This is a genomic window from Cupriavidus sp. CuC1, from assembly GCF_044627735.1.
GTDB classification, from domain to species: domain Bacteria; phylum Pseudomonadota; class Gammaproteobacteria; order Burkholderiales; family Burkholderiaceae; genus Cupriavidus; species Cupriavidus ulmosensis.
The window spans coordinates 1-12341 of record NZ_JBIUHC010000228.1 but is presented as its reverse complement, the minus strand read 5'-3'; the positions used below and the strand labels follow the sequence as shown (position 1 = coordinate 12341).

The window sequence follows — 12341 nt, the reverse complement described above, 5'->3', positions numbered from 1 at the left end:
GAACTGGTACGGATTGCCGCCTCCGTGCAAAGTGGGCAATGCACTGCAGTCCAGGCACTCACGCGCTTTGGCGTGGCCAGGCCGAGTTGATGGCCAGCCGCGCCTGGATAAAGCCGATGCGCGCCGTCGCCGCCTGCAACCGCATGTCGCAGGCCAGCGCCAGTTCGGCACCGCCGCCGATCGCATCGCCGTTCAGGTAGGCCAGCACCGGCAGCGGGCAGTCGCGCACCGCATCCAGGGCGCCGCGCGCCTGCTCGCTCATCGCCAGCGTAGCCTCCCGGTCGCGCACGCCGGACAAGTCGACGAGATCCCCGCCTGCTGCAAAGTAGCGCTCGCCGGCGCCGGTCAGCACGAGGCATCGCACCCCGGGCTGCGATGCCGCGGCGCTCACCACTTGCGCCAACCCTGCCAGCACGTGGCGGGCCAGCGCATTGTGTTTCTGCGCCCTGTCGGGCGTGATCCATAGCGCGCCGCCGGCGCGCTCCTCCACGGTGATGTCCTTAGCTACGTACACGCTGATCTGCCTCCCGACTGGTTTGAATGGATGCTAGGCGGGGGTTAATTCCGAAACAAGAACGCTAGTTCCGTATTTCGAACAAATGAGTACAGTGCAGCGGAATGCGGCGACGCCGCCGGCTTTTGTTCAGCCGGCCGAATTTCTTCCAGCCAGGCGCAAGCGAAAGGAGGGGTGTATGTCCGGTGTCACGGTGACCGCCGTCGAGCGGGTGATCGATATCCTCGAAGCCTTCCAGGCAAGCCAGCGGCCGCTGTCGCTGGCGGAGGCGATAGACATTGCCAAGAGCACCTGCCATGCCATCGTCTCGACCCTGATGGCGCGTGGCTACCTCTATTCCCTCACCCGCCCGCGCGCGCTCTATCCCACCCGGCACATCTATGACGTGGCCCGCGACATCATCGAAAAGGACCCGTTCGTGGAACGGGCCACGCCGGTGCTGGAGCGGCTGCGCGACGCCACGCGGGAAACCGTGATCCTGGGCAAGCGGCAGGGTGAATCCGTGATCTACCTGCAGGTCATCGAAGGCGTGCACGCGATCCGCTACACGGCCAAGCCGGGGGAGTTCAAGCCATTGCACTCAAGCTCCATCGGCAAGGCCATCCTGGGCGGACTGAAGGAGCAGGAGCTGCGCGGCTGGCTGGCCGACCGGGACCTGCCCGCCATCACCAGGGGTCATGCCAAGATAAAGGCTTATGCTCTGCAGAGCATAATTGCGAATCTTGGCATGACCCCTCACCACGGCCACCAAGACCGACCCGGAAGCCCTTGTGCGCGACATCCAGGAAAGCCGGCGCGCCGGCTACTTTGTCACGCGCGGCGAGAACGTCAGCGACGTCTGGGCCGTCGCGACCTTCCTCACGCTGAACAATGAGACCCTGGCCATTGCCGTGGCCGGACCGAGGAATCGGATGGAGACGTGCATTCCCGAATGCGCGAAAGTGCTGGTGGCGACTTGCAGCTTCCTGTCGCGGCAGGTGGCAGGCAACCACGCGTGATGGCGCAGTGACCATGAGCCGGCCCCGATACGCCTCGCTCGATGCCCTGCTAAAGGAAGTGCGGGCTTGCCGCGTCTGCGCCCCACATCTGCCCCTCGGCCCGCGCCCGATCGTGCGCGTCGGGGCCGACGCGCACATCCTGATCGTCGGCCAGGCGCCGGGGACTCGCGTGCACGAAACCGGGACCCCCTGGAACGATGCAAGCGGCGATCGTCTGCGGCAATGGCTTGGGGTCGACGCCGCCACCTTCGCCGATACCTCGCAGTTCGCCATCATCCCGATGGGGTTCTGCTATCCCGGACGCGGCAAGAGTGGCGACAACCCGCCGCGCCCGAATGCGCGCCGCTGTGGCTCGACCGCCTGCTGGCGGAACTGCCGTCGATTGAACTAACTTTGCTGGTCGGCCAGTACGCGCAGCGCCATTTCCTCGGGGCGCGCCGCAAGCCGACGCTGACCGAGACCGTCAGGGCATGGCAAGACTACGCGCCCGACTTCATCCCGTTGCCGCACCCCTGCGCGAGCGGGTCAGCCGGGCGGCACGGCCCTGCGCGGCCGGGGTAGGTGGCAAGCGACACTCCCCGCCTGGCCGGCTGGCCTCAGTCGTTGGCCGTAAAGCCCGAGGCCGCGACCACCGGACCCCACTGCGAGCGCTGCGCCTGGATCAGCTTGCGCAGGGCATCCCCCGGCTTGAGCATCGGCAGGACTTCGCCCTCAAACCACGGATGCTGCTCTGCGCCGCCCGATCTACCCGCTGGAAGCGCATACGGCGCTCGAGGCCGCCTGAGCGCATCCGCCGCCGTCAACCGGAGTGACCCGAAATGATATTGAGCGTGCCGTCGCTCGCCAGCAGCAGGGTATTGCCGTCGGCCTTCTCCTTGAGCACCGACATCACGCCCGGCACGGTCGCGCCGCCGGCGATGTTCTCCACCACCACTGGCTGCCCCAGTCGCTGTTCCAGCTTGCGCGCCAGGGTCCGGCCGATGATGTCGTAGGAACCGCCGGCCGGATACGGCACGACCAGGCGCAGGGGCCGGTCAGGCCACGCCGCCGCGGCACTTGCGCAAGTGACCGCGAGCAAGGCTGCGCCGGCAAGCACGCCGCGCACGATCGAGCGCCAATGGCCCACTGCTTCCATGTGTCTCCTCCTGAGGTCTGTTGCCTCGTGATGGCTTGGAATGAATCGGGTGATGGGCTGACTATATGGGAACCCCATCTCTACCAAAAGCGAATAAAAATCGTCGTTTGTTGAGCAAATGGTTAACTTGTAGAATGAGGCACCCACCCCGCCGCTCATCGCCTGCCCCATGCCCCCCGAAGCTTTCACCCACGCCCTCCTTGGCCGCCTCAAGCTGCGTCACTTGCGCATCATCCTGGCGTTGAGCGAGGCGCAAACCGCCGCCGCCGTCGCCGCGCGCTTTCATGTCAGCCCCGCCGCCGTGTCCAAGACACTGGCGGAGATCGAAGATATGGTGGGGATGCCGCTGTTCGAACGCAGCCGCCGCGGCCTGCACCTGACCGAGCCCGGCCGGGAAATGGCGGCCCATGCGGCGGTCCTGCTGGCGCAGCTCGAACGCCTTGCCGAATCGCTGCACGCAGTGCGCGCCGGCAGCCAGGGCGCGTTGCGCATCGCATTCCGGACCATGTCGGTGCAGCCCTTCCTGGCGCGCGCGATGAGCGACTTCTACCGTGACCATCCGCGCGTGGAAATCAGCGTGATCGAAGGCGGCATCGGCGAACTGGCCGCGCAACTGGTGGATGGCTCGCTGGACCTGCTGTTCGCCTATGACGATCCGCGCCTGTCCCTACCCGCGCTGCGCACCGCGCCGGTGGTCGCGGCACAGAAAGTGGTGATCGTCGCCAGCGCGGACCATCCGCTGCTGGCACGCCGCAAGCTGGCGGCGCGGGAACTGTCCGGGCAGCAATGGTGCATTCCTGCGGCAGGCTCGCGCATGCTGCACTTGCTGCAAACGGCGTTTCATACCCTGGGCGCGCCTGCGCCCTCGCTGGGCATCCGCACCAGCGATGTGGCCGCCACGGCCAGCCTGCTGCAGGCGGGTCATTTCCTGGCGGTGTTCCCCGAGCGCATTGCCGCGCAGCTCACCCTGGCCAAGGTGGCAAGAGTGCTTCGCTTCGAGCTCGACAGCCACGTGGAGCCGGTGGTCGCAGTCTGGAACGACGAACTCACGCCACGCACGGCGGCGCGCCTGTTTCGCGAGCTCGTCATGCGCCGGGCCGGCGAGACCGTCGCGGCCGAGCCGGTGCCGTTGCTGGCCGCGCGCGCGGTGGCGGCTGCGGGCGTTCGCAAGCGCTGAGCGCGCAGCCCTGCGGTCCGGCTCACTGCGCGCACAGCACCGCCGCCATCTCCCTCGCCGCCCCCTGCAGCGTCGGCACCGCCTGCAACAGCGCCTCCAGCGATGCCCGCGCCGTCGGCGCATGGCAGGCAATCGCCGCCACCACCCGCCCCGGCCCCGCGCCATCCGGCTCGCGCACCGGCACCGCCACGGCGCACATGCCGCGCACGAATTCCTCGTGATCCACGCCGATGCCGCGCGCGCCCAACCGGTCCAGCTCGGCATTGAGCGCAGGCGCATCGGAAAACGTACGTGGCGTGTGCCGGGCGAGGTCCAGGCGCCTGAGCATCTGCTGGCGTTCCAGCCGGTTCATCGCTGACAGGAACAGCTTGCCGCTGGCGGTGCAATGCAGCGGCACGTGGATGCCGGGCGAGAGTTGCAGGCGCAGCGGTTCATGCGTCTCCACGCGTTCCACGTAGAGCACGCGGTCGCCGTCGAGCGCGGTGAGGTTGCAGGTTTCGCCCAGGCTCGCGACCAGGCGGGCGAGGATGGCGCGGCACTCGCGCAGCAGCGGCGGGCTGCGCAGTGTCTGCAGCGCCAGGGCCGCCGCGCCGGGGCCGGGCACATAACCGCGTTCGGCCGGCATCCGGATCACGAAGCCGGATCGTTCCATGGCAGCCAGCAGGCGCATCAGGGTCGCCTTGGGCACATGCAGGCGCTGCGAGAGCTGGGACAGCGTTTGCGGGTGCTGCGCCCTGGCCAGGCTCGACAGCACCATCAGCACGCGCAGGCTGCGTGCATCTTCCTCCACCACCCCGTCTTCTGCTGCAGTGCGATTCTGAAACGGGAATTGCACGTTCTGTTTCACAACCGGCGTCTCCTCGCGATTGGGCTTTCCATTCCAGCTTAGAAAAATAGAATCCGGAACATAACGTTTCAGATTATAGACAAAAAGCCGGATGGTTATGCGCCTGCCGGCCAGAACAGGAGACAGCGACGATGTCGCATACCGTTGACTACATCGTGGTGGGCGCCGGCTCGGCCGGATGCGTGCTGGCCAACCGGCTCAGCGAAGACGGCCGGTATTCGGTCTGCCTGCTGGAGGCCGGCCCGCCCGACCGCTACCCGTGGATCCATATCCCGATCGGCTATGGCAAGACCATGTTCCACAAGCAAGTGAACTGGGGCTTCTACACCGATCCCGATCCCAATATGCTGAACCGCCGGATCTACTGGCCGCGCGGCCGCACGCTGGGCGGCAGCAGCGCCATCAACGGCCTGATCTACGTGCGCGGCCAGCGCGAGGACTACGACCACTGGGAGACGCTGGGCAATCCGGGCTGGGGCTGGGACCACTGCCTGCCCTACTTCCGCAAGCTCGAGAACAACGACCTCGGCGCGGGCCCGACACGCGGCACCGATGGCCCGCTCAATGCCACCTCGATCGACCGGCAGCATCCGCTCGTCGATGCCTTCATCGGCGCCGGCCAGGCGCTGGGCCTGCCGCGCAAGACGGACTTCAACGGCGGCGACCAGGAGGGCGCGGGCTACTACCAGCTCACCACCCGCAAGGGCTGGCGCTGCTCCACCGCGGTGGCCTACCTGCGCCCGGCGCGCGGGCGCGCGAACCTGCGCGTGGAGACCGACGCGCACACCACCGGCCTCCTGTTCGAAGGCAAGCGGGCCGTGGGCGTGCGCTACACCCAACATGGCCAGCCTTTTATCCTGCGAGCGCGGCGCGAGGTGATCCTGTGCGCCGGCGCGCTGCAGTCGCCGCAGTTGCTGCAGTTGTCGGGCATCGGCCCGGCGCCCCTGCTGCAGGACCTGGGCGTCCCGGTGGTGCATGCCTTGCCGGGCGTGGGCGAGAACCTGCAGGACCATCTGCAGATCCGGCTGATCTACGAGGTGGCAAAGCCGATCACCACCAACGACCAGCTGCGCTCGCTGACCGGCAAGGCGCGCATGGGCCTGGAATGGCTGCTGATGCGCAGGGGGCCGCTGGCGATCGGCATCAACCAGGGGGCGATGTTCTGCCGCGCATTGCCGCAGGAAAGCGCCACGCCGGACACGCAGTTCCATTTCTCGACCCTGTCGGCGGACATGGCTGGCGGCACGGTGCATCCGTTCTCCGGCTGCACCTATTCGGTATGCCAGCTGCGGCCCGAGTCGCGCGGCGCGGTGCGGATCCGCTCGACCGACCCCTATGAGCCGCCGTCGATGCAGCCCAACTACCTGTCGGCCGAGCTGGACCGGCGCTGCACCGTCGCGGCGGTGCGCTACGCCCGCCGCGTGGCGCAGACCGAACCGATGCGCGCCCTGATGAAGCGCGAATTCCGGCCGGGCGACGACGTGCGCAGCGACGACGAGATCCTGCACTTCTGCCGCGAGTACGGCGCCACCATCTTCCATCCGTCGGGCACCGCAAAAATGGGGCCCGCCGCCGATCCGCTGGCGGTGGTCGACGCGCGCCTGCGCGTGCACGGCATCGGCGGCCTGCGCGTGGTCGACTGCTCGGTGATGCCCACGCTGGTTTCGGGCAATACCAACGTGCCGGTGGTGATGATGGCCGAGCGCGCGGCGGACTTTATCCGCGAAGACGCACGGCGGCAAATCCATCCCGTCGATGTCGCGCCACCGATGGCGGACGCCGCCTGAGCGGCTTTCTCCGATCATCGTTGCCCCCAGGCCAGGCATTCATAACACCGAGGCCAAACCCTGCAGTGCATCCCGCGTCCATAACTATCCTTTCAAAGGACGCCGCTCATCACCAGAGGAGACAAGCATGACAAGCCCCAATGAACAGGCGATCCGCAAGGTCGCGCTGGCGTCCGTGATCGGCGCCACCATCGAATGGTATGACTTCTTCCTGTATGGCGTGGTCGCCGGCCTGGTCTTCAACAAGCTCTATTTCCCCGGTACGGATCCGCTGGTGGCCACCATGCTGGCCTACACCACCTTTGCGGTGGGCTTTGTCACGCGGCCGCTGGGCGGCGTGATCTTCGGGCACTTTGGCGACAAGGTCGGCCGCAAGAGCATGCTGGTGATCACGCTGATGATCATGGGCGTGTCTACCTTCCTGATCGGGCTGGTGCCGACCTATGACAGCATCGGCATCCTGGCGCCGGTCCTGTTGCTGTTGCTGCGCGTGCTGCAGGGCATCGGCCTGGGCGGCGAATGGGGCGGCGCGGTGCTGATGGCGTATGAATACGCACCGCCGGGCAAGAAGGGGTTCTATGCGTCGCTGCCGCAAATCGGGCTGGCGATCGGCCTGTGCCTGGCCTCCGGCGTGGTGGCGCTGCTGTCGCTGACCCTGACCGATGCGCAGTTCCTGGCCTGGGGCTGGCGGGTTGCCTTTTTGATCTCGGCGGGGATGGTGTTCGTGGGCATGTATATCCGGCTTAACGTCAAGGAAACGCCGGAATTCGCCGTGATCAAGCAGCGCAATGCGGAGACACAGATTCCCTTTGTCGACATGATGCGGCGCTACCCGGGCAATATCCTCAAGGGCATGGGCGCGCGCTATATCGACGGGGTCTTCTTCAACGTCTTCGGCGTGTTCTCGATCACCTACCTGACCCAGACCATTCATATCAGCCGCACCGAGGCGCTGGTAGGGGTAATGGCGGCAGCCATTGCGATGTGCTTCTTCATCCCGTTCTTCGGCCACCTGTCCGACCGCATCGGCCGCACGCGCGTGTATTTCTGGGGCTCGCTGATCACGGCCCTGTCCGCCTTCCCGGCGTTCTGGCTGATGCTGAACAGCGGCGGCAACACCATGCTGCTGTGGCTGTCCATCGTGGTGCCGTTCGGCATCCTCTACGCCGCGGTCTATGGCCCGGAGGCGGCGCTGTTCTGCGAGCTGTTCGATGCCAGGGTGCGCTACACCGGGATCTCGTTCGTCTACCAGTTCTCGGGGATTTTCGCGTCGGGCATCACCCCGATCATCGCCACGGCGCTGCTGAAGTCCGGCGGCGGCAAACCCTGGCAGATTTGCGCCTACGTGGCGTTTGCGGGACTGGTGTCGGCGTTGTCGGTGGCGCTGATCGGGCGGCGCGGGGGCACCGGGGCGCTGCACGACGGCGGCGTACCGCTGCGCGGCCCGGCAAGCTGAGTTCAAAGGGAGCAGGCGGCGGCGCGGCAAGCCGGCAATGTCTTAGAATGGCACAACGCTAATGACAAGGACATTGCATGCAAACTCCGGACGGCACCGGCGCGGCCGCCGCCCCGCTCCTGCCCAAGGTGGTGCGCCAGCGGCTGCACGACACCGTGGTCGACCACCTGCGCAACTTCATCGTCGAGGGGGTGCTGGCCCCGGGCACGAAGCTGAACGAGCGCGAGCTGTGCGAAACGCTGGGGATCTCACTCATCCGCCCCGCATCCTGCTGCTCTATGGATCGCTGCGCGAGACGTCGTTCAGCCGGTTACTGACGCTGGAAGCAGAACGGATCCTGAGGCATTTTGGTGCTGAGACGCGTGTGTTCGATCCGCACGGCTTGCCGGTCACCGACAGCGTGCCGGCCGATCACCCTAAGGTCGTGGAGTTGCGCAAGTTGTCCGAGTGGTCAGAGGGCCAGGTCTGGTGCAGTCCCGAGCGGCACGGCACCAGACCGCGGCCTTCAAGAACCAGATCGACTGGCTCCCGCTGGAGAGCGGTGGGATTCGCCCGACCCAGGGTAGGACGCTGGCCGTCATGCAAGTCTGCGGCGGCTCGCAGTCCTTCAATGCCGTGAACGCCCTGCGGGTGCTGGGCCGCTGGATGCGGATGGTGACCATTCCGAACCAGTCTTCCGTACCCATAGCGTATCAGGAGTTCGATGCTGACGGTCGCATGAAGCCATGCGTCCTACTACGACCGCGTGGTCGACGTCATGGAGGAGTTGTACAAGTTCACGTTGCTGATCCGTGATCGTTCTGACTACCTGACGGATCGGTACAGCGAGCGCAAGGAGGCTGAATCGCAGGTCGCGTCAGCACTTGCCGCCGCCGCCATGGGGCAAAGCGCCAAGGTTGACGATACCGACGACGGTGAAGTCGAATAAGAGCCAAGACACGGGGCGCGTATCGCGATCGAGTCAAGCGGTAGCGTGATTGCCAGGCTGGGAGTTGCCCAAACGCTGGCGTGGGGATCGACGTACTATCTGCCGGCAATGTTGGCCACGTCGATGGCACGCGACCTCGGCGTTTCGACTCCGACGGTCTTCGCGGCGTTCAGTGCGGCGCTCATTGTCTCGGCTATTCTCGGGCCTTCCGCCGGCCGCCTGATCGACCGCACGGGTGACCGGCCAGTGCTGGTCGGCACGAGCCTGATCTTCGCGATCGGGCTAGCTGCCCTTGGGATGGCGCAAGGTGTAGTCGGGATGTTCGTCGCGTGGCTGATCATTGGGATCGGCATGGGTAGCGAGCTCTACGAAGCCGCCTTCGCAACGCTGGTCGCCCTCTATGGCAATCGCTCGCGCAATGCCATAACCGGCATCACGCTGATTGCCGGCTTCGCGAGCACAGTTGGCTGGCCGCTCTCGACGTTCATGGAGTCGCACATTGGGTGGCGCGGTGCCTGCCTAAGCTGGGCAGCCCTCCATCCGACTCTCGGGTTCGCGCTGAACCTGAGCATGCCGGGCGGCTCATTTGGAGACGTGAGCTTGAAGCCGACTAATAATTCTCAAGCAATTGAGGTTCCTACTGCGAGCGAATTGGCGTCGCAGCGTTTCGCATCGTTCGCGCTGGCTTTCGTCTTCGCCGCAACGTGGTTCATTAGCACGGCAATGGCGGCGCATTTGCCGCGGCTGCTGGAAGCCGGTGGCGCCACACTGGCCACGGCCGTGATGGTCGGTGCTCTCATCGGCCCTGCCCAGGTCGCCGCCCGGCTACTCGAGTTCGGCTTGCTACGTAAAGTCCATCCGCTGCTTTCGGTTCAGCCATTGTTATCGGACGTTCGTGAGCGATCGATGGTGGGCCGCTTGGCCAACAGCGGCCGTGCGCTGTCCCGGCGCCTAAGCTGGGGCACGACCATACAGCCGTTTCGGCCACACCGTCCAAGCCGCCGAGGAGAAGTCGAGATCGCAGCTGCACCGGCAATCCAGCTAATTCCGGATTTCCAGTCCAGCAAACCGGTATGCAGTCCAGCTAATTCGGGTTTCCTACACTACTGTAAGAAACCGGAATTCGTCAGACTGCGTTCTCCGAGAATTCAATGAATTAACCGCTAATTCCGTCGCCGCTCGGCCGTCTAAGAACCGGAATTGACTGGACTGCCCTGAAGAGTAGCGCGAATTAGCTGGACCGCCGTACAGGCCCTTTTTTGCGCATATTTCGTGGCTGCCCATCCCACCCGCGAAGTGCGGACTCGTTAGCGCTCCTACCCCGTTGCTCACTGACCGTCCGCAGCCAGCTTGAGTCAGTCGCTTCGCCGGCGGTCAATAACCGCGTTGGCTGATGAAGGGACGATCGCCACCATTGTCGTGGCTGACCGCTCTCGCCTCCCTTCACCGGACATTCGGCAAGCAGATAGTGGGTGCACCGCCTTCAGCCATTCCAGACACTTGCGGACAGCAAAAAATACATGCCAATAGGTTAAGAAGAATGGCCGCGCCGAACAGTTGAAGGTTCACACCACCTGCTCTATTGTCGGCGCGGACACCTTTCCGGCGTCGGCGGCATTCTGCGCCGCGTCTCTCAGATCATGGTGCGTTACGCCATGTCCAGCGATCGCTCCTTACCCATCCACGGCAGAAGGTCACCTTCCCATTTCGCAATAGCGGCGGTGGCGACGGCATTGCCGACGACGTTCGTCACCGTACTCGCCACCCACTAGACGCGGAAATGTTCCACCGTCTGCCCGGCGTGGATCGCCCGCTGCAGCCAGTCCGGCATGGCGCCGCGGCCGTCCCAGCCCTGCCCGTGCGCGTTGCGGTAGCGCACCGCTCCTGGCGTTGGGGTCGGCGGCGGCTCGGCAAAGCAGCCGGCGGCCTGAAGATGTTCCAGGGTCAGGCCGTGCTGGGCCATCTGGATGCGGATCCAGGTAATCGCTTCGGCGCGCTCGATTTCGATCGACTTCATTCTAGGTGCACAGATTTGAGGAAGCTGCGGGGCAGGATCCTGCGTTGTCGTCTCAAAGACCGTTGGGCCTCAACATTGTTCCGGCGGATCGCTGGTGTAAAGCAACCCGCTTCCTTGGGGATTGGGAATCACGTCGTCACCCCGCCGCTCAAAAATTAACAGACCAGAGCAGCCCGCCGAGCATCTGCCCTCGCGCGGCTTGTCCACAGGCTTATTCCGTGGCGCGGTGGACAAATCCATGCCCCCTCCCCTCCTCAGGCCGGCCCCGCCTTGAACTTCAACTTGGTCTTGGTCGCTGGCACCTGGCGCCTGGTCGTTGCCAGGCGACGCGACGCGGTGGCTTCGGCTTGTGCGCGCTCGGCCTGCCGCAGCGCCGCTTCCAGTTCAGCCCGCAGCCCGTCTTGTGCCGCCAGCCCTCGTCCGAGCGCCTGCTCTGCCTGCGCCAGCTGCCGGCTGAGCGTGTCGTATTCGGCTTGCAGTCGCACCCGCGCCTCTGCGGCGGCCACGGCGGCGTCTTGCGCCCTCGCCTGCATGGCCGCCAGCTCGGTGCGCAGGTCCGCGAGCGCCTGCTCGCCCTTCTGGCGCAACGTGCGCTCCTGGTCGATCTCGCGCAGCGCGCGGCGCTCGGTGGCGCTGGCCCGCTCCTGGGCGACGGCCACCTGCTCGCGGGTGTGTTCCAGCTCCGCCGAGAATTGGGTACGCAGCTCCAGCAACTGCCGCTCGAGCGCCTCGACCTGGCGTACGCCCTCCTCGTGACGCGCCCGCGCGGCCGCGTGGGCCTGGCGCTCGGCTTCCAGCTCCCCTTGCAGCGCAGCGCGCGCCTGCTGGGCGGCATCGAAGTCTGCCTGCACTGCCGCCGTCTCCTGCTCGGCCACTACCACCGCGGCGCGCGCCTGGTCGCGCTGCGCCTCCGCCTCGCTCGCCTGCCACCGCGCTTCGGCCCGCAGCGCGGCCAGTTCGCCGGCGGCGGCCTCGTTGGCGGCCTGCCAGATCGACTGCACGGCGTCGGCCGCGATCGCCTTGAGCGCCTCCGGCAGCCCGGGGTGGTCGATGGTCACGCGCATCTTGCCGCGCAGGTCCGCCCAGAACTGCGCCAGCACCTCGGTGGGCGTGCCCATGCTGCCCTTGCGCACCAGGCCGTAGAGCTTGTTGGCGGTGGGCGTGATGCCGTAGCGGAAGAACAACAGGGCGCAGACCTCGCGGTAGAGCGCGCGGGTCTCGGGGAACTGCGTACGCAGGGTCGCCACGTCGGCGGCGAGCGTGGCCTGCAGGGTGGCGTCGGGAGCGGCCTCACTGGGCATGGGCGGCGTGGATTCGGGGCTGGCAGTCATGTTTGGGCGGGGGACGAGATCAGTTTCTATAAATATTACTACGTAATACGTTAAATATATAACTATTTAGATAGATCTTTAGACATAAGTGTCATTCTGTCTATAATGATGGCTACCCTCACGCCATGCCGCCCGCTGCCCCGATGGAACC

General features: G+C 66.0%; 11 protein-coding genes and 3 pseudogenes. 9 read left to right on the top strand and 5 right to left on the bottom strand.

Translation table 11 applies throughout. The features are described from left to right. Window positions 1-58: 58 nt before the first annotated feature. Window positions 59-490, bottom strand: coding sequence for an enoyl-CoA hydratase/isomerase family protein (locus ACGLHR_RS47645; RefSeq protein WP_400102721.1), 432 nt, complete (start codon window positions 488-490; stop codon window positions 59-61). Between the two features lie 202 nt (window positions 491-692). On the opposite strand from ACGLHR_RS47645, the gene ACGLHR_RS47640 reads away from it, so the two are divergent. From ACGLHR_RS47640 to ACGLHR_RS47630, 3 genes and pseudogenes are all read left to right on the top strand, one after another. After that, window positions 693-1388: an IclR family transcriptional regulator gene (locus tag ACGLHR_RS47640; protein ID WP_400102719.1), complete on the top strand. Its 696-nt coding sequence runs from the start codon at window positions 693-695 to the stop codon at window positions 1386-1388. Continuing rightward, window positions 1285-1512 carry a hypothetical protein gene (locus ACGLHR_RS47635; RefSeq protein ID WP_400102718.1) on the top strand — a complete coding sequence of 76 codons (228 nt, stop codon included), beginning with the start codon at window positions 1285-1287 and terminating at the stop codon, window positions 1510-1512. The genes ACGLHR_RS47640 and ACGLHR_RS47635 overlap by 104 nt, the downstream gene beginning before the upstream one ends. Window positions 1513-1525: 13 nt before the next feature. Further along, window positions 1526-2073: pseudogene (locus ACGLHR_RS47630) on the top strand (uracil-DNA glycosylase family protein). Window positions 2074-2311: 238 nt separating this feature from the next. Here the strand turns inward: ACGLHR_RS47630 and ACGLHR_RS47625 are convergent. Then, window positions 2312-2647, bottom strand: coding sequence for a Bug family tripartite tricarboxylate transporter substrate binding protein (locus ACGLHR_RS47625; RefSeq protein ID WP_400102717.1), 336 nt, complete (start codon window positions 2645-2647; stop codon window positions 2312-2314). 169 nt (window positions 2648-2816) lie between these two features. On the opposite strand from ACGLHR_RS47625, the gene ACGLHR_RS47620 reads away from it, so the two are divergent. Continuing rightward, the gene (locus ACGLHR_RS47620; protein WP_400102716.1) at window positions 2817-3824 is read left to right on the top strand and encodes a LysR family transcriptional regulator; all 1008 of its coding nucleotides are present in this window, start codon (window positions 2817-2819) and stop codon (window positions 3822-3824) included. 22 nt (window positions 3825-3846) lie between these two features. Here ACGLHR_RS47620 and ACGLHR_RS47615 read toward each other — a convergent pair whose 3' ends face one another. After that, window positions 3847-4671: an IclR family transcriptional regulator gene (locus tag ACGLHR_RS47615; protein ID WP_400102715.1), complete on the bottom strand. Its 825-nt coding sequence runs from the start codon at window positions 4669-4671 to the stop codon at window positions 3847-3849. A gap of 131 nt (window positions 4672-4802) precedes the next feature. Here ACGLHR_RS47615 and ACGLHR_RS47610 point away from each other — a divergent pair, with 131 nt between their 5' ends. From ACGLHR_RS47610 to ACGLHR_RS47590, 5 genes and pseudogenes are all read left to right on the top strand, one after another. Further along, window positions 4803-6458, top strand: coding sequence for a GMC family oxidoreductase (locus ACGLHR_RS47610; RefSeq protein WP_400102714.1), 1656 nt, complete (start codon window positions 4803-4805; stop codon window positions 6456-6458). 127 nt (window positions 6459-6585) lie between these two features. Continuing rightward, a complete protein-coding gene (locus ACGLHR_RS47605) occupies window positions 6586-7914 on the top strand; it encodes an MFS transporter (RefSeq protein WP_400102713.1) in 1329 nt (442 codons plus the stop codon). A gap of 77 nt (window positions 7915-7991) precedes the next feature. Further along, window positions 7992-8165 (top strand): annotated as a pseudogene (locus ACGLHR_RS47600) (GntR family transcriptional regulator); the annotation flags it as partial. Continuing rightward, window positions 8144-8842 (top strand): annotated as a pseudogene (arsH, locus tag ACGLHR_RS47595) (arsenical resistance protein ArsH). The pseudogenes ACGLHR_RS47600 and arsH, both read left to right, overlap by 22 nt. Before the next feature lie 27 nt (window positions 8843-8869). After that, on the top strand, window positions 8870-9997 hold the full coding sequence (locus tag ACGLHR_RS47590) for an MFS transporter (protein ID WP_400102720.1): 1128 nt from the start codon (window positions 8870-8872) through the stop codon (window positions 9995-9997). Between the two features lie 613 nt (window positions 9998-10610). Here the strand turns inward: ACGLHR_RS47590 and ACGLHR_RS47585 are convergent. Beyond that, window positions 10611-10859, bottom strand: coding sequence for an H-NS family nucleoid-associated regulatory protein (locus ACGLHR_RS47585; RefSeq protein WP_400102712.1), 249 nt, complete (start codon window positions 10857-10859; stop codon window positions 10611-10613). 254 nt (window positions 10860-11113) lie between these two features. Beyond that, on the bottom strand, window positions 11114-12190 hold the full coding sequence (locus ACGLHR_RS47580; protein WP_400102711.1) for a DNA-binding protein: 1077 nt from the start codon (window positions 12188-12190) through the stop codon (window positions 11114-11116). Between the last annotated feature and the right edge of the window lie 151 nt (window positions 12191-12341).